The organism is Aeromonas ichthyocola (genome assembly GCF_046087985.1).
In the GTDB taxonomy this organism is placed as follows: Bacteria; Pseudomonadota; Gammaproteobacteria; order Enterobacterales; family Aeromonadaceae; genus Aeromonas; species Aeromonas rivipollensis.
In genome coordinates this window covers 232113-253695 of the sequence record NZ_JBJSWH010000005.1, presented here as the reverse complement: position 1 = coordinate 253695, position 21583 = coordinate 232113, and the positions used below count along the sequence as shown (strand labels likewise).

At 61.8% G+C, this 21583-nt stretch carries 22 protein-coding genes; 9 read left to right on the top strand and 13 right to left on the bottom strand.

Going from position 1 to position 21583, the window contains the following annotated elements; all coding sequences use genetic code 11:
- Positions 1-92 precede the first annotated feature (92 nt).
- Both groL and ACF2JD_RS16260 read right to left on the bottom strand, forming a co-directional pair.
- Positions 93-1727, bottom strand: a complete 1635-nt coding sequence (groL, locus tag ACF2JD_RS16265) for a chaperonin GroEL (protein ID WP_025325745.1) — start codon at positions 1725-1727, stop codon at positions 93-95.
- Positions 1728-1769: 42 nt separating this feature from the next.
- Positions 1770-2063: a co-chaperone GroES gene (locus ACF2JD_RS16260; protein ID WP_005309514.1), complete on the bottom strand. Its 294-nt coding sequence runs from the start codon at positions 2061-2063 to the stop codon at positions 1770-1772.
- A gap of 242 nt (positions 2064-2305) precedes the next feature.
- On the opposite strand from ACF2JD_RS16260, the gene ACF2JD_RS16255 reads away from it, so the two are divergent.
- Positions 2306-3640, top strand: a complete 1335-nt coding sequence (locus tag ACF2JD_RS16255) for an MATE family efflux transporter (RefSeq protein WP_234676051.1) — start codon at positions 2306-2308, stop codon at positions 3638-3640.
- Between the two features lie 37 nt (positions 3641-3677).
- Here ACF2JD_RS16255 and ACF2JD_RS16250 read toward each other — a convergent pair whose 3' ends face one another.
- On the bottom strand, positions 3678-4154 hold the full coding sequence (locus ACF2JD_RS16250; RefSeq protein ID WP_162520012.1) for an FxsA family protein: 477 nt from the start codon (positions 4152-4154) through the stop codon (positions 3678-3680).
- Between the two features lie 449 nt (positions 4155-4603).
- On the opposite strand from ACF2JD_RS16250, the gene aspA reads away from it, so the two are divergent.
- Both aspA and ACF2JD_RS16240 read left to right on the top strand, forming a co-directional pair.
- Positions 4604-6046 (top strand): aspartate ammonia-lyase, encoded by a 1443-nt coding sequence (gene aspA, locus ACF2JD_RS16245; protein WP_106884964.1) that lies wholly within the window; start codon positions 4604-4606, stop codon positions 6044-6046.
- Positions 6047-6174: 128 nt separating this feature from the next.
- Positions 6175-7494: an anaerobic C4-dicarboxylate transporter gene (locus ACF2JD_RS16240; RefSeq protein WP_106884965.1), complete on the top strand. Its 1320-nt coding sequence runs from the start codon at positions 6175-6177 to the stop codon at positions 7492-7494.
- A gap of 129 nt (positions 7495-7623) precedes the next feature.
- Here ACF2JD_RS16240 and gshA read toward each other — a convergent pair whose 3' ends face one another.
- Genes gshA through ACF2JD_RS16220 form a run of 4 tightly spaced genes read right to left on the bottom strand, consistent with a single transcriptional unit; the run spans position 7624 to position 13529 of the window.
- A complete protein-coding gene (gshA, locus tag ACF2JD_RS16235; protein ID WP_440987781.1) occupies positions 7624-9219 on the bottom strand; it encodes a glutamate--cysteine ligase in 1596 nt (531 codons plus the stop codon).
- Between the two features lie 60 nt (positions 9220-9279).
- Positions 9280-12093 carry an insulinase family protein gene (locus tag ACF2JD_RS16230; RefSeq protein ID WP_440987780.1) on the bottom strand — a complete coding sequence of 938 codons (2814 nt, stop codon included), beginning with the start codon at positions 12091-12093 and terminating at the stop codon, positions 9280-9282.
- 27 nt (positions 12094-12120) lie between these two features.
- Positions 12121-12558, bottom strand: coding sequence for a YqaA family protein (locus ACF2JD_RS16225; RefSeq protein WP_106884967.1), 438 nt, complete (start codon positions 12556-12558; stop codon positions 12121-12123).
- Positions 12555-13529 carry a zinc-binding dehydrogenase gene (locus ACF2JD_RS16220; protein ID WP_440987779.1) on the bottom strand — a complete coding sequence of 325 codons (975 nt, stop codon included), beginning with the start codon at positions 13527-13529 and terminating at the stop codon, positions 12555-12557. The genes ACF2JD_RS16225 and ACF2JD_RS16220 overlap by 4 nt, the downstream gene beginning before the upstream one ends.
- A 56-nt stretch (positions 13530-13585) precedes the next feature.
- On the opposite strand from ACF2JD_RS16220, the gene ACF2JD_RS16215 reads away from it, so the two are divergent.
- Positions 13586-13753, top strand: a complete 168-nt coding sequence (locus ACF2JD_RS16215) for a hypothetical protein (RefSeq protein ID WP_162472074.1) — start codon at positions 13586-13588, stop codon at positions 13751-13753.
- 45 nt (positions 13754-13798) lie between these two features.
- On the opposite strand, the gene ACF2JD_RS16210 is transcribed toward ACF2JD_RS16215, so the two are convergent.
- A complete protein-coding gene (locus tag ACF2JD_RS16210; protein WP_408837210.1) occupies positions 13799-14797 on the bottom strand; it encodes a Preprotein translocase subunit SecY in 999 nt (332 codons plus the stop codon).
- A 246-nt stretch (positions 14798-15043) separates the two neighbouring features.
- On the opposite strand from ACF2JD_RS16210, the gene ACF2JD_RS16205 reads away from it, so the two are divergent.
- From ACF2JD_RS16205 to ACF2JD_RS16195, 3 genes are all read left to right on the top strand, one after another.
- Positions 15044-15334, top strand: coding sequence for a hypothetical protein (locus ACF2JD_RS16205; protein ID WP_171275434.1), 291 nt, complete (start codon positions 15044-15046; stop codon positions 15332-15334).
- A 26-nt stretch (positions 15335-15360) separates the two neighbouring features.
- Positions 15361-15741, top strand: coding sequence for a hypothetical protein (locus ACF2JD_RS16200; RefSeq protein ID WP_429169910.1), 381 nt, complete (start codon positions 15361-15363; stop codon positions 15739-15741).
- 286 nt (positions 15742-16027) lie between these two features.
- On the top strand, positions 16028-16225 hold the full coding sequence (locus ACF2JD_RS16195; protein WP_440987778.1) for a hypothetical protein: 198 nt from the start codon (positions 16028-16030) through the stop codon (positions 16223-16225).
- A gap of 16 nt (positions 16226-16241) precedes the next feature.
- Here the strand turns inward: ACF2JD_RS16195 and ACF2JD_RS16190 are convergent, their stop codons facing one another.
- The 4 genes from ACF2JD_RS16190 to rpsF form a co-directional block, all read right to left on the bottom strand.
- Entirely contained in the window at positions 16242-16985 is a 744-nt protein-coding gene (locus ACF2JD_RS16190; protein WP_163135559.1) for a ferredoxin--NADP reductase, read from the bottom strand.
- A 113-nt stretch (positions 16986-17098) separates the two neighbouring features.
- Positions 17099-17545 carry a 50S ribosomal protein L9 gene (rplI, locus tag ACF2JD_RS16185; RefSeq protein WP_005331773.1) on the bottom strand — a complete coding sequence of 149 codons (447 nt, stop codon included), beginning with the start codon at positions 17543-17545 and terminating at the stop codon, positions 17099-17101.
- 49 nt (positions 17546-17594) lie between these two features.
- Entirely contained in the window at positions 17595-17825 is a 231-nt protein-coding gene (gene rpsR, locus ACF2JD_RS16180) for a 30S ribosomal protein S18 (RefSeq protein ID WP_005313392.1), read from the bottom strand.
- Positions 17826-17857: 32 nt separating this feature from the next.
- On the bottom strand, positions 17858-18244 hold the full coding sequence (gene rpsF / locus ACF2JD_RS16175) for a 30S ribosomal protein S6 (protein ID WP_005331771.1): 387 nt from the start codon (positions 18242-18244) through the stop codon (positions 17858-17860).
- A gap of 236 nt (positions 18245-18480) precedes the next feature.
- Between rpsF and ACF2JD_RS16170 the strand changes: the two genes are divergently transcribed.
- Together ACF2JD_RS16170 and ACF2JD_RS16165 are read left to right on the top strand one after the other, a co-directional pair.
- Positions 18481-19704, top strand: a complete 1224-nt coding sequence (locus ACF2JD_RS16170; protein ID WP_440987777.1) for an Nramp family divalent metal transporter — start codon at positions 18481-18483, stop codon at positions 19702-19704.
- A gap of 113 nt (positions 19705-19817) precedes the next feature.
- Positions 19818-20666: an alanyl-tRNA editing protein gene (locus tag ACF2JD_RS16165; protein WP_234690105.1), complete on the top strand. Its 849-nt coding sequence runs from the start codon at positions 19818-19820 to the stop codon at positions 20664-20666.
- A gap of 27 nt (positions 20667-20693) precedes the next feature.
- Here the strand turns inward: ACF2JD_RS16165 and ACF2JD_RS16160 are convergent, their stop codons facing one another.
- On the bottom strand, positions 20694-21530 hold the full coding sequence (locus ACF2JD_RS16160; RefSeq protein ID WP_408782143.1) for an EamA family transporter: 837 nt from the start codon (positions 21528-21530) through the stop codon (positions 20694-20696).
- Positions 21531-21583: the final 53 nt, after the last annotated feature.

The following is a 21583-nucleotide window of genomic DNA, read 5'->3' as shown; positions in this document are numbered from 1 at the left end:
TACCTCAGATCATTTCACTATCAACAACTTCAGCTTAGTAGCACTAAAAAAAACGGCCCGCAAAAGCGAGCCGTTTGATGACTATGACGGAATTACATCATACCCATACCGCCCATGCCACCCATATCAGGCATGGCCGGGGTATCTTTCTTCGGCAGCTCGGAGATCATGCACTCTGTGGTGATCATCAGGCCGGCAATAGAAGAGGCGAACTGCAGGGCAGAACGGGTCACCTTGGTCGGATCCAGGATGCCCATGGCCAGCATGTCACCGTACTGTTCGGTGTAGGCGTTGTAGCCGAAGTTACCTTCACCGTTCTTCACGGCGTTGGCAATGACGGAGGCTTCTTCACCGGCGTTGATGACGATCTGACGCAGCGGTGCTTCCATGGCGCGCAGGGCGACCTTGATACCCACGTTCTGGTCTTCGTTGTCACCACGCAGGGAGGCCAGCTTGGCGGCTACGCGCACCAGCGCCACACCACCACCGGCAACCACGCCCTCTTCCACGGCAGCGCGAGTGGCGTGCAGGGCATCGTCAACACGGGCTTTCTTCTCTTTCATCTCGACTTCGGTGGCAGCGCCAACCTTGATCACGGCAACACCGCCGGCCAGCTTGGCCACGCGCTCTTGCAGCTTCTCACGGTCATAGTCGGAAGAGGTATCTTCGATCTGCTGACGGATCTGAGCCACGCGGCTCTCGATCAGGGCGGCATCACCCACGCCATCGATGATGGTGGTGTTCTCTTTGGTGATGACGATGCGCTTGGCACGGCCCAGATCTTCCAGAGTCGCTTTTTCCAGCTCCATGCCCACTTCTTCGGAGATCACGGTACCACCGGTCAGGATGGCGATATCCTGCAGCATGGCCTTGCGACGGTCGCCGAAGCCCGGCGCCTTGACGGCAGCGACTTTCACGATGCCGCGCATGGTGTTGACCACCAGGGTCGCCAGCGCTTCACCTTCCACGTCTTCGGCCACGATGATCAGCGGTTTGCCCGCCTTGGCCACGCCTTCCAGCACCGGCAGCATTTCGCGGATGTTGGAGATCTTCTTGTCCACCAGCAGGATGAAGGGGTCATCCAGCTCGACGGAGCCGGTTTCCGGCTTGTTGATGAAGTAGGGGGAGAGGTAGCCACGGTCGAACTGCATGCCTTCAACGACAGCCAGCTCGTCTTCCAGACCCTGACCGTCTTCTACGGTGATCACGCCGTCACGGCCGACCTTGTCCATGGCTTCGGCGATCAGTGCACCCACTTTCTCGTCAGAGTTGGCGGAGATGGTACCGACCTGAGCGATGGCGTTGTTGTCTGCGCAGGGCTGGGACAGGGCCTGCAGCTCGGCGACGGCGGCCACGACGGCCTTGTCGATACCGCGCTTCAGATCCATGGGGTTCATGCCGGCGGCAACGGCCTTCAGGCCTTCGTTGACGATGGCTTGCGCCAGTACGGTGGCAGTGGTGGTACCGTCACCGGCGGCGTCGTTGGCCTTGGAAGCAACTTCCTTGACCATCTGGGCGCCCATGTTCTGGAACTTGTCTTCCAGCTCGATCTCGCGGGCAACGGATACGCCATCCTTGGTGATGGTCGGGGCGCCGAAGGACTTGTCCAGTACCACGTTGCGGCCTTTCGGGCCCAGGGTCACCTTGACGGCGTCGGCCAGGATGTTGACGCCTTCCAGCATTTTGATGCGGGCTTCGTTGCCAAACTTAACTTCTTTAGCTGCCATGTTCTTCAGTCCTTAAATCAATTCGGGAAAAGGGGGAGGTGATTACTCTTCGACAATCGCCAGGATGTCGGTCTCGGACAGGATCAGCACGTCCTGGCCATCCAGCTTCTCGGTCTTCACGCCGTAGCCTTCGTTGAAGATCACCTTGTCACCCACCTTGACGGCGAGGGCTTTGACATCGCCATTGTCCAGAATTCGGCCAGTCCCCACGGCAAGAACTTCACCACGGGTGGACTTCTGGGCCGCAGTGCCAGTCAAGACGATGCCGCCAGCGGATTTGGCTTCAGCTTCGATGCGCTTGATGATGACGCGGTCGTGCAGTGGACGAATTTTCATCGATAACTCTCCCAAAATGAGTCTCTGTGTTGCTTGAGGAATGGCCGCAGTCGGCCAAATTTGTTATGCCCCTGATCTGGGGCAATTTGGGTAGCCCTTCAAGGGCAAATACAAAAAAAATATTTTCACGTACTATGAGTATCTTCGATGGATCACCCACCCCCAATCAGGAAGGCGGATGGACGCGGCCAGCATTTAGGCCCAGAGCACATAGAGACCCTGCCTTGAGCCGACCCAATCCCATGCTGACCGAGCCCATGACGCCAGTGCTGCTGCGCATGACGGGCCCCATGATCCTCGGCATCGTTGCCATCCTCGCCTTCAACCTGGTCGATACCTTCTTCATCGGCATGCTGGGTACCCAAGCGCTCGCCGCCATCAGCTTCACCTTCCCGGTCACCTTCGTGGTCACCTCCCTCACCATGGGGCTGGGAGCGGGACTGTGCGCCTTGCTCGGTCATGCCCTGGGCCAGGGCCGTCACGACGAGGCCGCCCGCATCACCACCGACTGCCTGTTCCTCGCCGTCATCCTGGTGACCCTGCTCGCCGTGCTGGGGGCCTTGACCATAGAGCCCCTCTTTACCTTGCTGGGCGCCAGCGCCGAGCTCATTTCCCTCATCCATGACTACATGCTGATCTGGTATCTGACCGTGCCCATGCTGGTCATCCCCATGGTCGGCAATGCCGCCATCCGGACCACAGGGGATACCAAGACCCCCAGCCTGGTGATGGGGGTGGCCGGTCTGGTCAACGGGGTGCTGGATCCCCTGCTCATCTTCGGGCCCGGCCCTTTCCCCGAATGGGGCATCCGCGGCGCCGCCATCGCTACCTCGATCTCCTGGCTGATGGCCATGCTGGTCAGCCTGCACATACTGCGCAAGCGGGAGCAACTGCTGTCATGGCGCCTCTCCCCTCGCCCGCGGCTGCTGGCCCACTGGCGCGCCCTGTTGCAGGTGGCGGTGCCCGCCTCCTTCACCAACATGCTCAATCCGCTGGCCAACGCCGTACTGATGGTCATCTTCGCCGGCCTGGGTACCGAGGTGGTGGCCGCCTATGGCGCCGCCTCCAGGGTGGAGGCGCTGCTGCTGATCGTGATGATGGCGCTCTCTTCCGTGCTGGCACCTTTCGTCTCGCAGAACTGCGGGGCGGGCAATCCGGCAAGGGCCAGGGCCGCCCTGCTGCTCTGCATGCGGTTCGCCCTGCTGTTCCAGCTCGCCATCTATGGCCTCGTCTGGCTGCTGGCCCCCCTCATCGCCAACCTGTTCAGCGATCACCCTCAGGTCGTTCGGCTGATCGTGCTCTACCTGCATCTGGTGCCCATCGGCTATGGTTTTCAGGGCATGGTGATGCTGCTGGCCTCGGCCCTCAACGGGGTCAGAGCCTCGACGGTGTCATTCGTCTTCAACGGCATGCGGCTGTTTGTCTTCTTGCTGCCAGGGGCCTGGCTGGGGGCAAAGCTGGGGGGAGAGCAGGGGATCTATCTGGGGATATTGCTGGCAAACCTGGCGGCGGGGCTGCTGGCCTGGGGCTATGCCCACCGCAGGTTTGAGGGGCTCTGCCATCAGGTCCACCCCTGACGGCGAGGGCCCCGATATGGCGGCCGACTCCGTTCACTCACTCCTTGCGTTCAAATTCGCCTTCAATTGTGGTTCCGCCACCCTTGGTCCGATCCGGCTGCACCTCGCCAGGGCGCGCCTCGAACGGCGGTTGCTGCCCCTGGAAGCCTCCCATCTGCATCCTGAACTGGCTGCTGCCCACCAGCTTGTCGGCCAGCCGGTTGCGCAACCAGGGCTGCAGCAGCAGGATGCCGAAGAAGTCGGTCACGAAACCCGGAATGATCAGCAGCAGACCGGCCAGCGCCAGCATCATGCCCCCCATCACCTCGCGGCCCGGCATCTCGCCCTGCTGCATCTTCTGCTGGGCGCTGAACAGGGTCTTGATCCCCTCGCTGCGCACCAGGGAAGAGCCCAGCACCGCGGTCAGCACCAGCAGGCCCACGGTCGGCAAGGCACCAATCACCGAGCCCACCTCTATCATCACGGTGAGCTCCAGCAATACCAGGCCAACCAACAACAGTAACAACTTGCCCATAGCAACCTCAGTGCGGTGAATAAATGAACCTGCCATCGCGCAGTCAGCGGAGTATGGCCCATGCCAACTCGTCATCGCGCAGGTCTCTTGTCACTAAAATGGGGAGCCCTGGCGGTTTTTCAAGTCCGCGGCGTCAGACAACCCGGGGTCGGGAGAAATATTTGGTCGCCCAACTGTGATTGAAGTGATTGTTCTGTCAAAGTTAATCGCTCAATTGCAATATCTGTTTAATGACCACAAGATATTTGGGGTTGCCTCAAATTTAGTGATCCAAGTCTAATATCAGATACCTCAATTGAGGTAAGATCTATCCCAGTCATTGCACAGGGGAGCCATCGGCTCCCCACTGCCCCACCCGATGTGTGGTGCTTCAGGATGAAATGTGCGTAAGGAAGTCGCGACCACTCGGTGAGGATCGTTTCCATTTATCTGATTTCTGAGGCATTACAATGAGCGACATCAAGAACGTCCGCATTGAAGAAGACCTGCTGGGCACCAAAGAAGTTTCCAACGATCTCTATTACGGTGTGCATACCCTGCGCGCCGTCGAGAACTTCAAGATCAGCACTCAGAAGATTTCTGACGTTCCCGAATTTGTCCGTGGCATGGTGCTGACCAAAAAGGCCGCCGCACTGGCCAACGGTGAGCTGGGCACCATACGTCCCGAAATCGCTGACAAGATCATCGAAGCCTGTGACCTGATGCTGAACACCGGCAAATGCTTCGACCAGTTCCCGGTCGATGTCTATCAGGGCGGCGCCGGTACCTCCGTCAACATGAACACCAACGAGGTGCTGGCCAACATAGCACTCGAGTTGATGGGTCTGGAGAAGGGCCGTTACGACGTCATCAACCCCAACGATCACGTCAACAAGTGCCAGTCCACCAACGACGCCTACCCGACCGGTTTCCGCGTGGCCGTGGTCAACAGCACCGACACCACCCTGCATGCCCTGGAAGCGCTGATCGCTGCCTTCGATGCCAAGGCTGCCGAATTCAAGAGCATCCTGAAGATGGGTCGTACCCAGCTGCAGGATGCTGTCCCCATGACCCTGGGTCAGGAGTTCCACGCCTTCGCCGTCACCCTGCGCGAAGAGATCAAGTCCATCAAGCGTTGCCAGGAGCTGCTGCTGGAAGTGAACCTGGGCGCCACCGCCATAGGTACCGGCCTGAACACCCCGCCCGAGTACTCCGCCCTGGCCATCAAGCGTCTGGCCGAGATCACCGGTCGTGCCTATGTGCCGGCAGAGGATCTGATCGAAGCGACCTCCGACTGCGGCGCCTACGTCATGCTGCATGGCGCGATCAAGCGTCTGGCCATGAAAATGTCCAAGATCTGTAATGACTTGCGTCTGCTCTCCTCTGGCCCGCGTACCGCGCTCAAAGAGATCAACCTGCCGGAAATGCAGGCGGGCTCTTCCATCATGCCGGCCAAGGTCAACCCCGTCATCCCGGAAGTGGTCAACCAGTCCTGCTTCAAGGTGTTCGGCAACGACGTCACCATCACCTTCGCCGCCGAAGCCGGTCAGCTGCAGCTGAACGTCATGGAGCCGGTGATTGGTCAGGCCATGTTCGAATCCCTGAGCCTGATGGAAAAAGCCTGCATCTCCCTGCGCGAGAAGTGCGTGGAAGGCATCACCGCCAACCCGGAAATCTGCATGAACCACGTGCTGAACTCTATCGGCATCGTGACCTACCTGAACCCCTTCATCGGTCACCACGAAGGTGACATCGTCGGCAAGATCTGCGCCCAGACCGGCAAGAATGTCCGCGAAGTCGTGCTTGAACGCGGCCTGCTGACCGCCGAGCAACTGGACGAGATCCTCTCCATCGAGAACCTGATGAATCCGCAATACAAGGCCAAGCGTTACACCCGCGAAGCCACCGTATAACCGGAATCCTGGGCCGGGTATATCCCGGCCCCATAGAGTCAGTTCCCGAGCGGCCTCCTGCTAGTCCCGTCGGGAATTGGCTTTCTGCCTAATAAAACCTAAAAAAACTGGAAAATGGAGTGTTCGCTATGATTGGAATCGAGTTACTTGTGGTGCTCGCCGCTATCTATCTGGGGGCCCGGATAGGCAGCATCGGCATCGGCTTTGCCGGTGGTCTGGGGGTGCTGGTACTGACCTGGGGTCTGGGCATGCCCATCCCGAGCGATCAGCTGGTTGCCTACCTCCCCTGGGACGTGATCATGATCATCGCGTCCGTCATCTGCGCCATCGCCTGTATGCAGCTCGCTGGCGGGATGGACTACCTGGTGCACCTGGCCGAGAAGGCACTGCGCAAGAATCCCAAGCACATCACCTTCGCCGCCCCCGTCGTCACCTACCTGATGACCATGCTGGCCGGTACCGGTCACACCGCCTTCTCCACCCTGCCGGTGATAGCAGAAGTGGCCAAGGAGCAGGGCATTCGCCCCTCCCGTCCGCTCTCCATCGCGGTCGTTGCCTCCCAGATCGCCATCACAGCCTCCCCCATCTCGGCAGCCGTGGTCGCCTTCTCCGGCATGCTGGAGCCGCTCGGTGTCGACTACCTGACCCTGCTGGCCATCTGCATCCCGTCCAGCTTCATCGCCTGTCTGCTGGGGGCCTTCGTGGCCAACATGCTGGGCAAGCCGCTGGAGCAGGATGAAGTCTACCTGGAGCGCAAGGCCAAGGGCCTGATCAAACTGCGCGGCACCAGCAAGGTTGAACTCAAGCCTTACGCCAAGCTCTCCGTCGGCATCTTCGTCGTCGCCATAGTGGCCGTTATGGCCTATGCCACCGCCATCTCCGGCAACGTGGGCCTGATCGCCAGCCCGCCCATCCCCCGCGATGGCGCCATCATGGGCATCATGCTCTCCGCCGCCACCCTGATGGTGCTGTTCTGCAAGCTGGACGCCGCCCAGATCACCAACATGCCGACCTTCAAGTCCGGTATGTCCGCCTGTATCTGCGTACTGGGTGTGGCCTGGCTCGGCAACGTCTTCGTGAAGGGCAACATGGTCGAGATCCAGGCGTTCGCCGGCGATCTGCTGAGCCAGTACAGCTGGCTGCTGGCCGTGGTGCTGTTCTTCTCCTCCATGCTGCTTTACTCCCAGGGTGCCACCACCAAGGCACTGATGCCGGCCGCGCTGGCACTGGGCGTCAGCCCGCTGGCGGCCATCGCCTCCTTCGCCGCCGTGAGCGCCCTGTTCGTGCTGCCGACCTACCCGACCCTGCTGGCGGCGGTCGAGATGGACGACACCGGCTCCACCCGGATTGGCAAGGCGGTGTTCAACCACCCCTTCTTCATCCCGGGCGTGGCCACCATCGCCATGGCAGTGGCGCTGGGCTTCTTCTTCGGCGGTCTCATCCTCTGATAGCGAGCAACTCCTTGCCAAACGGCCCTTCGGGGCCGTTTTTTTTATGTCCGGCCGCCGCGAATGGCTTCCGAACGCCCATGAAAAAAGCCGCTCAAGGGAGCGGCTCTCATCATCAGGGGCAGGCACTCAGGTGGTCTGCCGGGCACCGAAATAGTCGGCGAGGAAGTCGTCGAACGACAGGCTGTCACCGCGCTCCCGCTCCCGCTGCTTGGCCAGGGAGTCCCGCGCCTCGCCGGCGAAGTAGGCCTCATCCCAGTACTGCAGCTCACCGCTCAGCATCTCTTCCCGGTAACGGCTCGCCAGAGCGTCACCGAAGCAGCCGTTGTCCTGGCCGCTTTCCAGCAACTGCTTGAGCAGGCGGGCGGAGTAGGTCAGCTCGGGGTTGAGCAGCTTCTCCCTGTGCATGGCCAGGGTTTCCCGGTAACGGTTGCGGCCGCAGCAACGATCCAGCAGTTCGGCGACCTGGGCCAGCTCGTCGAACAGCTTGAGCCCGTACTCCTTGAGGCCGATGGCATTGCCCTGCTCATCTTCCAGCTCGAGGCCGGGACGGCGCCCTTCCAGCACCACCTTGTTCTGGTTGCGACGGTTGCGGGCTATCTCCTCGTCATCCAGCACGGGAGACGGGCGCAGCAGGCACCAGACCAGGAAGAGATCGAAGAAGCGGATCTGATCCACCTCTATGCCGAACGGCGTGAAGGGATTGACGTCCACTGTGCGCAGCTCTATGTATTCGATGCCGCGCTGCTCCAGCGCATCCGAGGGCTTCTCGCCGCTGCGCGGGGTGCGCTTGGGCCGGATCGGGGCGTACAGCTCGTTCTCCAGCTGCAGCACGTTGTCGTTGAGCTGGCGGTACTCGCCGTTCACCTTGACCCCTATCTTGGCGAACTCGGGATCATGGGTGTTGATGGCACGGCGCAGGCTGCTCACGTAAGCGGGCAGGTTGTCATGGCTGATCTTGAGCCCCGCCTGGGCGCTGTTGGTGTAACCGAGATCGGACAGGCGCAGGGCGGTGGCATAGGGCAGATAGAGGGTCCCCTTGCCAATCTTCTGGAACGGCAGGCTGCTCTTGCGCCCCTTGAGGAAGGAGTCGCAGATGGCCGGGGAGGCACCGAACAGATAAGGCACCAGCCAGCCGAAGCGGTAGACGTTGCGGATCAGTCCCATGTACTTGTCGGAGATGAAGCGCTGGCTGCAGCACCCCTCGCCCACCAGATCCTGCCACTCGCACCAGAAGCTGTCCGGCATGGAGAAGTTGAAGTGCACTCCGGCGATCACCTGCATCAGGCTGCCGTAACGGTTCTTCAAGCCCTGGCGATAGAGGGTCTTCATCCGCCCTATGTTGGAGCTGCCGTACTGGGCCAGGCGGATGCTATCCTCGTCACCGACGAAGCAGGGCATGGAGAGGGGCCAGATCCGCTCATCCCCCAGGTGGTGAATGGCGTGGCGATGGATGTCGCCAAGCTGCTCGATCAGGCTCTCGATGGAGTCGGTCGCCGGGGTGATGAACTCCAGCAGGCTCTCGGAGTAGTCGGTGGTGATGTTGGCATGGGTCAGGGCCGACCCCAGGCCTCTGGGGTGATCGGTCTGGGCCAGGGTCCCTTCCGGGGTGATGCGCAGACATTCACGTTCGATCCCGCGCCGGATCCCCTTGAGGGCGGCCACCCGATCCGGGGTGCCCAGCGCGGTCAGCAACTCGGTGAGCGACAAGCTAGTAGTAGTCATATTCACGGCTCATGTATGGCCGCCCCACCTGGGGCGGCGCTCATTTTTTTGCAACGCCCCTCAGGGCAGTTGCAGCGGATAGATGGGAAGATGAAGCTCGCTCAGGGGTTTTTCAAGCTTTTGCTTGTCCCCCACCACCACAATCACCATGTCGGCCGGGTCGAGCCAGCGTGCCGCACTGGCTTTTAGCGTCTCAGGCGACACCGTTTTGATCAGCTGGTTCTGGGCCTGCACATAGTCCGGCTTCAGCCCATACATGATCATCTGCAGCAGGAAGCCCGCCTTCTGACCGAGGGTCTCGTAGGAGAGCGCATCCTGCTGGGAGACGGCGCTGCGCATATAGGCCAGCTCCACCGGGGTGGGCCCGCTCGCCCGGTAGCCATCCATCTCCTTGAGGAACTGGCGGATGGCATCCGCGGTGGCATCGGTGCGCACGTTGGCGCCGGTGGCGAAGATGCCGGCCTCGCGGTTCGCCTGGAAGCCCGAGCTGGCACCATAGGTGTAGCCCTTGTCTTCCCGCAGGTTGAGGTTGATGCGGCTGTTGAAGTTGCCCCCCAGGTTGAAGTTCATCAGGTTGGCGACGAAGTAGTCCCCGGTGGTGTCAAACGGCATGGCACGGCGGCCGATGCGGATCACCGACTGGGGCGCCCCCGGCTTGTCCACCAGGTAGATGCCCGGCTTGGCCTGCTCCCCCTTGAGCTTGAGATCCCCCAGGGTCGGGGCAGGCCCCTGCCACTGGGTGAGGAAGCCGAGCTGCTGTTCGACCTGTTGCTGGGTCACATCCCCGGTCACCACCACCTTGGCATTGGTCGGGTTGTAGTAGGTGTGATAGAAGCGCTTCACGTCCGCCAGGGTCAGCTTCTCGACATCGGTCAGCACCCCGTCGGTCGGCTGACCGAGGCGGTTCTGCTCGCCGTAGACCAGCTCACGGAACGCCTGCCCCGCCAGCCACTCGGGCTGCTGCTCGCTCTGCTTCATGCCTTGCAGCATCTGCGCCTTGAGCCGCTCGAAGTCCGCCTCCCGCAGGCCGGGTTGCAGCAGCACCTCGCGTACCAGTGCCAGCGTCTGGGGCAGCTTGTCGGTCAGGCTGCTGATGGTGATGAGGTTGTTGTACTGGGCGGTCGAGACGCTGATGCTGGCGCCGAGCTTTTGCAGCTCGTCGCTGAGCTCGGCCTCGGAGAGGCGCGCCGTTCCCTGCCCCAGCATGGCGGCGGTGAGACTGGCCAGCCCCAACTCGCCCTTGCCCTCGGCCCGGATGCCGCCCGGCAGGGCAATCATGATGGAGACGGCCGGGATCTCGTCACTCTGGGTGCCGATGATCTCGATGCCCTTGTCCAGCTTGCCATGCCAGATGGCCGGCACCTTGACGCTGACCGCTTCCGCCGTCTTGGGCTCCACGCTGCGATCGAAGCTATCCTTGACCGTTTGCTGGGCCAGCGGCTCCCCATGCTGGCTGTAATCCGGCAGCTCGCGCTTGGCCGGGGTGAAGTTCGGCGTGCCCGCCTGCCACTGGGTCTTGCCCTTGGGCACCACGCTCAACACCACCGAGGGCTTGTTCGCGATGAACTTGTCGTAGGCCGCCTTGACCTGCTTGGCGTTCACCTGACCTATGGCATCCAGGTTCTTGAACACATAGTTGGGATCCTGGGCCAGCACCTGACCCATGGCGAGCTGGCTCACCTTGCCGGACACGCTGTCCAGCCCCCAGATGGCCGAGGCGCGATAGCTGCTGATGGCCTTCTCCAGATCCTCGGGCTTGATGCCGCGACCAGCAAACTCGCCGATCACCTTGTCCACTTCCCCCTTGAGGGTCTTGAGGCTGCCATCCACCGCCGGGTTAGGGTAGGCGTAGACCGCCAGGGTACAGGCCAGCTCCTCGCAGGAGTGAGACGCCCCCACCTCGATGGCCTTGCCGGTCTTGACCAGAGACTGATAGAGCATGGAGCTCGCGGAGCCGCCGAGCACATCGGCAAAGATGTCCAGCGCCGGCTCCTGGGGGTCGCCGAGGGAGACGGTCGGATAGCTGATGTAGAGCAGCGGCAGGTGCACCTTGTCTTCCAGCGTCACATAGCGGGTCTCGGGCAGGGTCGCAGGCTCCGGCGTTGGCTCGGCCACCTCGGGACCACGGGGGATGGGGCCGAAGTACTGCTCAATCCAGGCCAGCGCCTGCTTGGTGTCGAAATCGCCGCCCAGGGTGAGGGTGGCGTTGTTCGGACCATACCAGCGCAGGAAGAACTGCTTGAGGTCGTTCACATCGACCCTGTCCAGATCCTCCACATAGCCGATGGGCTGCCAGGAGTAGGGATGGGTGCGCGGATAGAGCGCCTCCCCCACCTTCTCGCTCAGCAGGCCATAGGGCTGGTTGTCGATGCGCTGGGCCCGCTCGTTCTTGACGGTGGCGCGCTGGATCTCGAACTTCTTCTGGCTCACCGCATCGAGCAGGAAGCCCATGCGATCCGCCTCCAGCCAGAGCACCTTCTCCAGCTGGTTGGCCGGTACCGTCTCGAAATAGTTGGTCCTGTCCTTGTTGGTGGTGCCGTTCATCTCGCCACCGGCCTCGTTGATGATCCGCATGTGCTCCTGATCGCCAACGTGTTTGGAGCCCTGGAACATCATGTGCTCGAAGAAGTGGGCGAACCCCGACTTGCCGACCGCTTCGCGGGAGGATCCCACGTGATAGGTGACATCCAGGTGCACCAGGGGGTCAGACTTGTCCGGCGCCAGGATCACGGTCAGGCCGTTGTCCAGCTTGTACATCTGATAGGGAATGCCGAGCTTGCCTTCCTGCTTGACCTGCTCGGACACCAAGGTGGGCGCTGCCAGTGCGGGCAGGGAAAACCCCAGGAGAATGCTTAATGGAATAAGTTTGTTCACGGTTACCTCGTGAGTGACAAGAATGGGCTAGAAGATCTGGCTGGCCAGCAGAAACACCAGGGCATAACGAAACAATTTGCCGAGCCCGATCAGGATGAGAGAGCGCCAGAAGGAGAAGCGAAGCCAACCGGCCAGCAGGCAGAGACCATCGCCGATCACCGGCGTCCAGGCGAGCAGCAGGCACCAGTGACCATGTTGTTTGAGCCAGGTGAGCGCCTTTTGTTCCCCACGGCCTTGAAAATCTTCCGGTTTTTTCTTCGATGTGGCGAGTCGGCCGAGCCACCAGGTGGTCATGGAGCCCAGGGTGTTGCCCAGCGTCGCCCACAGCAGCAGGCTGGCCATGCTCCACTCTCCCCGGGTGGCCATGGCCCCCAGCAGCACTTCCGAGCTGCCGGGCAGCAGGGTGGCCGAGGTGAAGGCGCTCAGAAACAGCCAGCCCAGCCCCATCTCGGCAATGTCGTTCATCCGGGCTGGCCGTCGGCGGCAGGCATGCGCAGCAGCAGCTTGCCCCGCACATGGCCACCCTCGATGGCCTGATGGGCCAGCGCCCCTTCCCCCAGCGGGTACTCGCCGGAGATGGTGATATGCACATCGCCCTGACGCAGCAGCATCAGCACCTGGGTCAGCTGCTTGCTGTCGGGGTGGACCAGCATGCCGAGCACCTCTATGCCAGCCTCGGCCCCCGCCTCCTTGATCTGCTGGGCAGTGATGGTGGGCACAGTCACCAGGCGGCCACCCGGTTTGACGCAGGCCAGCGCCGCCTTGCCGCTCTCGCCGCCCACCAGATCCAGCACCAGATCCACCGGGCCGCCAGCCACCACCTGTGAAGGCCAGTCGGCGTCGTGGTAATCCACCATCTGGCTGGCCCCGAGCCCGTGCAGGAAGCTGTGGTTGTCAGGCCCTGCCGTGACCACCACCTGGGTCCCGTAGGCGGCGGCAAACTGCACCGCCAGATGCCCCACGCCACCGGCACCGGCCAGGATCAGCACCCGCTGACCGCCCTTGAGGGCTCCATGCTCGAACAGTCCCTGCCAGGCGGTGAGGCCCGCCAGCGGCAGTGCCGCCCCCTGCTTGAGGCTGACCCCATCGAGCTTGACCAGCTCGTCCTCGCGCGCCACCACAGACTCCGCATAGCCACCGACCGTCAGGGGAAAGCCCACCATGCCGCACACCTTATCCCCTTCCACCAGGGTGGTGACATTGGGGCCGACCTTCTCCACCACGCCGGAGACGTCATAACCCGGGGTCCAGGGCAGCTTGTCCTTGTTCTGGGCCGCCGCCCAGCCGAGGCCGGCCCGGGTCTTGGCATCTATGGGGTTGACCCCCGCAAAGCAGATGCGCACCCGGACTTCCCCCTCGGCGGGCACCTTGTCTAGGGAGGGGTTGAGCCGAAGTACCGAGGGGTCGCCGAATGCGGTAATCTGTAGCTGCGTCATTGCACAATCCATCCTGTTGATTGATCAAGGATCAACAGAATAACAGCGAGGACACCATGGCTCGAATGTTTCTTATTCCTCTGTTGCTGGCCCTGGGGTGGTGGGCGTTTCTGCTCTACTTCCGCATCCCGCTCAAGCAGGGGGCCAAGGGGTTTTACTGGATCATCGGCATAGGTGGGGGGCTCGCCGCCTTCTTCAGCCTGATGATGGTGCTCACCCACTGACGCCGCCTGCGGCAACAAAAAGGCCACCCTGAGGTGGCCCGGATCTCAACCCGCCTGTGAACTGAGGTGGTAGTGGCGATTGCTGCCCTGCCCCAGCACCCCCTCTGCCAGCAGATGGTGGAACACCCTGTCCACCTCTTCCAGCGAGAGGGAGAGGGCCTCAGCCACCTTGCGCTTGCTGCACTTGAGCTCGCCGCTCTCCAGCGCGCTGCGCACCTGGGCCACCACGGCCGGTGCGGGCTCGGATCTGCTCACCACCATGGGCGCGGCGGCGGCTGATTCGATCTGGCGCGCCTCGGCCTGCTCCCGCGCCCGCAGCCACTGCCATTGACGGCGGAAGCGGTTTTCCTCGCCGATCAGGCTGACGAAAAAGGCACCGAACGCATCCAGCAACACCGAGAGGAAGCAGACCAGCAGGAACTGCACCTGGCTGATGCTCATGCCCACCCCGTCCGCCAGGCTGCTCATCAGCCCCAGCATGGAGGACTGCTCATTGACAGGCTTGGCGTCGCGCTCCTGGCGCAGCTCATCCTGCTTCAACCTGAGCCGGGTGTTGGCCTGCTGCAATCCGCTCACGCCGCTGGAGATACGCGCCATCTCTATGTACTTGCGCGCCGCCTCCTCGTTGAGCTGGATCTGCCGCTCTATGCTGGCGATCTGCTCGTCGAAACGGGCTATCTCCCGCTCGTGGCGTGCCTGCTGGCTCAGTATGGTGTTGGTGGCGCTGTTGATGCCGCCTATGCTGCCCCCTATGGAGATGGCGGCCAGCACGCTGTAAAACAGCAGTGACCAGAATGCCCCCCCGAGATCGCGGCGCGCCTTGCACTCCCCATACTCGTACCAGACATAGAACTTGCCCAGCTCGAAGATGATGGCCAGGCCGCCAAACAGCCACTTCATCAGCGGGTTGTCGTCGATGGAGAGAAACAGCAGCAGGGAGAAGACGATGGAGGCCAGAATGGCCAACCCGGTAAAACTGTACACCGTGGTCAGTGCGAACCAGCCCTTGGGATAGCGCAATGCGGCAGGAGCCTGTGTGGTCATGATGAAGAGGGAGTGCCGTGCAGGAAAAGTTGGCTGCCGATTATAGTCAGCGGGCGGTCGGAGAGAAGGGCAAATACCTGAATTCCTTCATATGGATAACCAGCTGTCCATAGTGCGACCAAAACGGACAAATCGGCAGCAGAAAACCGCTACAATCCACCTCAGACTTGAAGGGCATGTTTCGTTGTGCCCGGGTTCAGCCCGGCGCGCTACACTGACTCCCTATTGCCATTATCCGAGGCCATCATGAACAGAACGACTAAGCTGCTGCTCTCCCTTCTTCTGGTTGCCGGCACCTCCACCTCATCGGTCCAGGCTCAGGAGCAGGGGAATCAAACTTTCTCCGTTGACGAGCTCACCTTCAAACTGGACTGGAATGACACACAATTTGACTGGTCGCAGACCGGCTGTCTGGATCTGGGGGTCGGTGAGGAGACCTCACCCGATTGCAAGGGCGTGAAGCTCAATCTGGATGATGAGGCGCTCCGCAACCAGCCCCCCAGCAGCAACCAGATCCCGACCAGCCAGGAAGAGTAACCCGTCCCCCCAGGAGCATCTCTGATATGACCCACTTCAAGCGCAGTGCCATCATGCACAGGAACACCCTGCTGTGCGCTCTGCTGATGGCCCAGGGCGTCGCCTTTGCGGCCCCTCCCTCCAAGAACAACGACGACGTCAAGATCTCCACCGATCGAGGCCAGATCAGCCTGGATTGGGACGACAAGGAGTATGGCTGGTGGCAGGACAACTGCCTGGATGTCAGCACCCGCAGCAGCCGCATCAAGCTCAACTGTGACAACATGGATGGCAAGTATCGCGATCACTACAACCGCAGCATCCACAGCGGCAACAACCCGGGCAAGGGCCACGACAAGGACGACTGGGACAATCACGGCAACGGGAAGAACAAGGATAAGGGAAACGGGAAAGGCAAAAACAAGTGATGGTTCAGGGGCCCCAGCCCCTGAATGCGGCCACCTGTGCAGGCGGTGGCCGCCATATCCTACGCTCGGCTCACGAGCCCCGGGAACAGGCAACTGCCATTCTGCCAACCCAGGCTCAATGGAACACCTTGATACCCTTGGCAAAAAAGTATGAACCAGGCCATTTCACGCACGTTCACCGCCCATTTCTGACAATATTCACAACGATGATGCCAGGATCCTGTTCCGCCCCGGTTAAGGCTGGCGGCGATAGACTGCCTCTCCTCCAGCCGTCATCGAGGCCATCATGCGCAACACCATCTCCCATCTGCTCGCCCGGTTACTGAACAGCGGCGCCGCATTTGAAGCCCCTCTTGCCCGGCGCAGCGCCGCCCAGGATCCCGGCGCCCGCCAGGAAGCACAGGGAGCGAGACGGCCGCCACAGGGCAATAACGCCTGCGCCGAGAGCTCTGGCAAGCACGACTGTGACAAGGTCGGCCGCTGACCGCCCCTGCTGGCGTCTACCAGTAATTTTCCACGCTGATGTTACCGGGGGCCCGGCGCAGGTTCTTGGCAAGACCAAGCTCCAGCAGGGTTAGCTGCGTCTCCTTCACCATGGCGGGATTGCCGCAGATCATCACCTGGCTATGCTCGGCCGAGAAGGCGAGCCCGACCCTGGCCTGCAGCTCGCCGCTGGCGATGGCCGCAGGGATCCGGCCGGGCAGCGCACCGGGCCAGGGTTCCCGGCTGACGAAGGGTACATAGTGAAAACGGGGTCCATACTGCTCGACCAGGCTGGTAATCAGGCCCTGATAGGTGAGCTCCTCCCCCTTGCGCACCCCCTGTACCAGCACCAGATTCTCGAAACGCTCGAATGCCTCCCCCTCCGCCAGCATGGCGAGGAAGGGACCTATGGCCGTGCCGGTGGAGAGCAGCCAGAGATCCCGTCCAGGCGGGAGCTCGTCCAGGGTCAGGAAACCCGTGGCCTGGGACTGAACCAGCAAGGTATCTCCCAATTGCAAGGCTCCGAGGGCGGGAGTCAGTTCGCCGTCCGGGATCTCCACCAGATAGAATTCGTGATAGGGGGCTGAGGGGGGATTGACGAAGGAATAGGCGCGCTGGATCCGCTGCTCGCCCCGTTGCAGGGCCAGCTTGGTAAATTGCCCCGCCTTGTAGGGGGCGAGATCCGCCGCTATGCGCAAGGAAAACAGGGTGGGCGTCCACTCGATGCGCTCGAGTACCCGACCTTCGACCCAGGCTGCCATAAAGGTTCTCCTCCAAAAGAACAGAACCTCACTCTACCCCTTGATCCCCTCTTGATTCAAAAAGAAAAAAACCCGCGCATGTGCGCGGGTTTTTTCTGCAAAGCGAATCGCTATTACAGAGCAACAACCTGGATCTGTACGGTTGCCTTGACGTCAGCGTGCAGCTGAACAACAACTTCGTACTCGCCGGTGTTACGCAGAACGTTGCCCATACGGACTTCGCTCTTGGCAACGGCGACGCCGGCAGCAGTGATGGCTTCAGCCACGTCACGGGTACCGATGGAACCGAACAGCTTGCCTTCGTCGCCAGACTTGGAGGCGATGACAACGGCAGCCAGTTCACCCAGCTTGGCAGCGCGCTCTTCAGCGGCAGCTTTACCGGCAGCCAGCTTGGCTTCCAGTTCAGCACGGCGAGCATCGAAGGTCTCGATGTTGGCCTTGGTAGCCATAACGGCTTTGCCTTGCGGGATCAGATAGTTACGGGCGTAGCCAGCTTTAACAGCGACTTGATCACCCAGACCGCCCAGTTTGGCGATTTTGTCGAGCAGGATAACTTGCATTACCTTTCCTCTATAAAAGTTGAGTTAGGCTTAAGTGCCGGACCGATTCTTACTTGTTGTGCAGATCGGTGTACGGCAGCAGAGCCAGGTAACGAGCACGCTTGATGGCGCGTGCCAGCTGACGCTGATACTTGGCGCGGGTACCGGTGATACGGCTCGGTACGATCTTGCCAGATTCAGTGACGTAGTTTTTCAGAGTAACGATATCTTTGTAGTCGATCTCGGTAACGTTCTCGGCGGTGAAGCGGCAGAACTTACGACGACGGAAATAACGTGCCATGGCCTTTATCCTCTAATGCGGTGATCTAAGAATTACTCTTCGGAAGACGCTTCAACAGCATCTTCGCGGCGCTCGTCGTCACGACGGGTGAAGCGCTCTTCCTTGGCCTTGGCCATCGGAGAAACTTCAGTCACGGCGTGCTTGGTGCGCATGATCATGTTGCGGATAACGGCATCGTTGAAGCGGAAGTTGGTTTCCAGTTCGTCGATAACGGCCTGCTCTGCTTCTACGTTCATCAGAACATAGTGAGCCTTGTGCAGCTTGTCGATCGGGTAAGCCAGTTGACGACGGCCCCAATCTTCCAGGCGATGAATGGTGCCACCAGCGGTGGTGATAGCGCCGGTGTAACGCTCGATCATGCCAGGTACTTGCTCGCTCTGGTCCGGATGAACCATGAAGACGATTTCGTAATGACGCATTTTAGCTCCTTACGGATTAATTCAGCCTCCGCCCAGGTGCAGCCAGACCTCGGAGGCAAGGAACATAGTGGTGTTTAGACGCTGCTTTCTAGGGCGGCGTATTGTACGAAATCACATCTCCCACTGCAACTGGCGTCGACAGATGTTTTTGTCGATGACCTTGATGCAAAACTTCAATTGATAACAATTATCATTTAGATCTATGCTATCTCCATGCTCTTATGGAGGGTGACACCATGCAACCCGCATTGACCACGGCCATCCCGGCCCGCAAATTCAAGCTGACCCTGCTTGGCCCCGCCTTCATCGCCGCCATCGGCTACATAGATCCGGGCAACTTCGCCACCAACATCCAGGCCGGATCCACCTTCGGTTATCAACTGCTGTGGGTGGTGGTCTGGGCCAACCTGATGGCCATGGTGGTGCAGACCCTCTCCGCCAAGCTCGGCATAGTCACTGGCAAGAACCTGGCGGAGCACATCCGCGACCGCCTGCCCAAACCGGCGGTCTGGGCCTACTGGGTACAGGCGGAGATCATTGCCATGGCCACGGATCTCGCCGAGTTCATTGGCGCTGCGGTGGGCTTCAAGCTGCTGTTCGGGGTAACCCTGCTGGAAGGGGCCTGCATCACCGCCGTGGTCACCTGGGGCATTCTCATGCTGCAATCCCGCGGCCAGAAGCCGCTGGAATTCGTGGTGGGCGGTCTGCTGCTGTTCGTGGCCGCCGCCTATATAGTCGAGCTGGTGTTCTCCCGCCCTCATCTGCCCAGCCTGCTGGAAGGCGCCCTCTTCCCCGGCCTGCCCAACGGCGATGCCGTCTATCTCGCCGCCGGCGTGCTGGGGGCGACAGTGATGCCCCACGTCATCTACCTCCACTCGGCGCTGACCCAGCACACTCAGGATCAGGGAACCCTGTCCCAGCGGCTGCACAGCACCCGGGTCGATGTGGCCATCGCCATGACCATAGCCGGTTTCGTCAACCTGGCCATGATGGCCATGGCCGCCGCGGCCTTCCACGACTCGGGCCACCAGCAGGTGGCTGAGCTGGAAACGGCCTACCAGACACTCACTCCCTTGCTGGGACAGGCAGCCGCCACCCTGTTCGGCCTCTCCCTGGTCGCATCCGGTATCTCATCCACAGTGGTTGGGACCCTGGCAGGCCAGGTGGTGATGCAGGGCTTCGTGCGCTTCACCATACCGCTCTGGCTGCGCCGGGCCATCACCATGGCCCCCGCCTTCGTGGTGATCGCCATGGGGCTCAACACCACCGAGATCCTGGTGCTGAGCCAGGTCATTCTGAGCTTTGGCATAGCGCTGGCACTGATTCCGCTGCTGATCCTGACCGGCGATCGCGCCCTGATGGGGGAGCATCGCAACCATCCTCTGACCCAGGCAGTCGGTCGCCTCATAGTCGCCCTGGTGATCGGCCTCAACGCCTATCTGCTGGTCACCACGATCTAGTGCTCACTCCGCCATCTTGGGGCCGGCTCGTTAACAGAGGTTAATGAGCCGGCCCCCGCTTTGGCGTATGCTGCCGCTTTCTCTTCTCTTTTTCTCGTTGCGGGAGCCTTGCCATGGAACATACCCGAGTCAGCTTCGTGCTGGGCCATCATCAGGAACAGGCTAGCGTCGTCTATTGCGAGCAGGGGCAACCCAGCCTGCTGGTCACCGACCTCACCCCCTTCCACCCCCAGAGCCACCTCTGGCCCGATCAGCCTGGCGATGTGGGCACTGTGCGCTGGGATGGTGGCGAGGCGGCCGTGGGTCCCTGCCGGATGGGGGCCATCAGCCCGGAAGGCAGGCTGTTCGTGGATCAGGATATTCCGGTCAAGCGGGGCGCCGAGGGCTGGGCCTTCGTGGTGGTGCATCCCCTCGCCGGCTCCCATCAGCTTGCCATCGGCACTCAGCTGGAACTGAGGGTGGACGCCGAGGCCCGCCACGCCCTGAGTCTGGGCCACAGCGGCTGCCATCTGGTGGCGCTGGCCCTTAACCGGGCGCTCGTTCCTTACTGGCGCAAGGAGGTGAGCGAGCGCGACGCGCTGGATCAGCCCGACTTCGACCGCCTCGCCATCCAGAGCTCGCGCGTCGAGCCCATGGGCTCCCGGGAGCAATACCGCATCGGCAAGAGCCTGCGCAAGAAGGGGGTCAACGGCGAGGCCCTGCTGGCGGATTTGGCGCTGATAGAAGAAAAGGTCAACCGGCAACTCGCCGACTGGCTGGCTGCGGGGGGCGAGATCCGCCGCTCGCGGGCTGGCGAGGCCATCATCGACTCTCGTTACTGGCACTGCACCCTGGAAGGGCAAGAGCTGACCATCCCTTGCGGCGGTACCCATGCCGGCACTCTGGCGGAGCTGGGTCAGGTCAGGGTGCGGCTCGTCCCCGCAGAGGAGGGGTTCAGCCTGCTCTCCGAAGTCACCCCCTGAGTCAACGACCGAGCCGGCTTCGCCTCATCAGCCGAGCCGGATCAACAGTATGCCGCAGAGGATCACCAAGGCCGCCATCAGCCTGACCCGCCCCAGCCGCTCCCCCAGCCAGAGCCAGGAGAGCAGCACGGCAAACAGCACGCTGCTCTCACGCAGCGCCGCCACCAGCCCGATGGGGGCCCGGGTCATGGCCCAGATGACGATCCCATAGGCGAGCAGCGAGAGGGCGCCACCCAGAGCGCCCGAATACCACTCTGCCCGGGTCAGGCTGCGCAAGGCGGTGCGGCTCTGCCATCTCATCAGCAGCGGCATCACCAGGGCCGTCAGGGTAAAGAGCCAGAGGGTGTAGCGTATCGGCTCCCCCGCCGAGCGTGCCCCGACCCCGTCAGACAGGGTATAGGCGGCGGTAAACAGCGCCGTGATCAGCACGGCGCACAGGGCCGCAGGCGCCAGCCTGATGCCGCCACGCCAGGCCATCAACAAGACTCCGCTCACCAGCACCATGGCCCCCGCCACAGCCACGACACCGGGCACCTCCCCCAGCAGCAAGGCACCGAACAGCAGCGTCACCAGAGGGGCGCTGCCACGGGCCAGCGGATAGATCTGGCCAAACTCCCCCAAGCGGTAGGCCCGGCCGAGAAAGAGGCAATAGCCGCAGTGCAACAGGATGGAGAGTGCCAACCAGGGATATTCGACCGGGGCCGGCCACCCTACCAACGGCAGGAAAGGCAGGGAGAAGAGGCCGGAGCAGAGGGAGACCAGCAGCACGCTGACACGCCCCTCGGCCTGGCGCTTGGCCAGCGCATTCCACAGGGCGTGCAACAAGGCGGCCAGCAAGATGGCCGCGAAGATGGAGAGGGTCACGACGGGGTTCCAATCAACAAGGGTGTGAGATCATACCCGTTTGCGTCGCAGCA

Excerpts from the sequence above, each read along its gene's own strand:
- ACF2JD_RS16255 (WP_234676051.1), top strand. The coding sequence starts at position 2,306 with ATGCTGACCGAGCCCATGACGCCAGTGCTGCTGCGCATGACGGGCCCC.
- ACF2JD_RS16240 (WP_106884965.1), top strand. The coding sequence starts at position 6,175 with ATGATTGGAATCGAGTTACTTGTGGTGCTCGCCGCTATCTATCTGGGG.
- groL (WP_025325745.1), bottom strand. The coding sequence starts at position 1,727 with ATGGCAGCTAAAGAAGTTAAGTTTGGCAACGAAGCCCGCATCAAAATG.
- ACF2JD_RS16250 (WP_162520012.1), bottom strand. The coding sequence starts at position 4,154 with ATGGGCAAGTTGTTACTGTTGTTGGTTGGCCTGGTATTGCTGGAGCTC.
- ACF2JD_RS16210 (WP_408837210.1), bottom strand. The coding sequence starts at position 14,797 with ATGACCACACAGGCTCCTGCCGCATTGCGCTATCCCAAGGGCTGGTTC.
- rpsR (WP_005313392.1), bottom strand. The coding sequence starts at position 17,825 with ATGGCACGTTATTTCCGTCGTCGTAAGTTCTGCCGCTTCACCGCCGAG.
- ACF2JD_RS16190 (WP_163135559.1), bottom strand. The coding sequence starts at position 16,985 with ATGGCAGCCTGGGTCGAAGGTCGGGTACTCGAGCGCATCGAGTGGACG.
- ACF2JD_RS16200 (WP_429169910.1), top strand. The coding sequence starts at position 15,361 with ATGACCCACTTCAAGCGCAGTGCCATCATGCACAGGAACACCCTGCTG.
- rpsF (WP_005331771.1), bottom strand. The coding sequence starts at position 18,244 with ATGCGTCATTACGAAATCGTCTTCATGGTTCATCCGGACCAGAGCGAG.
- ACF2JD_RS16260 (WP_005309514.1), bottom strand. The coding sequence starts at position 2,063 with ATGAAAATTCGTCCACTGCACGACCGCGTCATCATCAAGCGCATCGAA.
- ACF2JD_RS16195 (WP_440987778.1), top strand. The coding sequence starts at position 16,028 with ATGCGCAACACCATCTCCCATCTGCTCGCCCGGTTACTGAACAGCGGC.
- ACF2JD_RS16215 (WP_162472074.1), top strand. The coding sequence starts at position 13,586 with ATGGCTCGAATGTTTCTTATTCCTCTGTTGCTGGCCCTGGGGTGGTGG.
- ACF2JD_RS16220 (WP_440987779.1), bottom strand. The coding sequence starts at position 13,529 with ATGACGCAGCTACAGATTACCGCATTCGGCGACCCCTCGGTACTTCGG.
- ACF2JD_RS16225 (WP_106884967.1), bottom strand. The coding sequence starts at position 12,558 with ATGAACGACATTGCCGAGATGGGGCTGGGCTGGCTGTTTCTGAGCGCC.
- rplI (WP_005331773.1), bottom strand. The coding sequence starts at position 17,545 with ATGCAAGTTATCCTGCTCGACAAAATCGCCAAACTGGGCGGTCTGGGT.
- aspA (WP_106884964.1), top strand. The coding sequence starts at position 4,604 with ATGAGCGACATCAAGAACGTCCGCATTGAAGAAGACCTGCTGGGCACC.
- ACF2JD_RS16205 (WP_171275434.1), top strand. The coding sequence starts at position 15,044 with ATGAACAGAACGACTAAGCTGCTGCTCTCCCTTCTTCTGGTTGCCGGC.
- ACF2JD_RS16165 (WP_234690105.1), top strand. The coding sequence starts at position 19,818 with ATGGAACATACCCGAGTCAGCTTCGTGCTGGGCCATCATCAGGAACAG.
- gshA (WP_440987781.1), bottom strand. The coding sequence starts at position 9,219 with ATGACTACTACTAGCTTGTCGCTCACCGAGTTGCTGACCGCGCTGGGC.
- ACF2JD_RS16170 (WP_440987777.1), top strand. The coding sequence starts at position 18,481 with ATGCAACCCGCATTGACCACGGCCATCCCGGCCCGCAAATTCAAGCTG.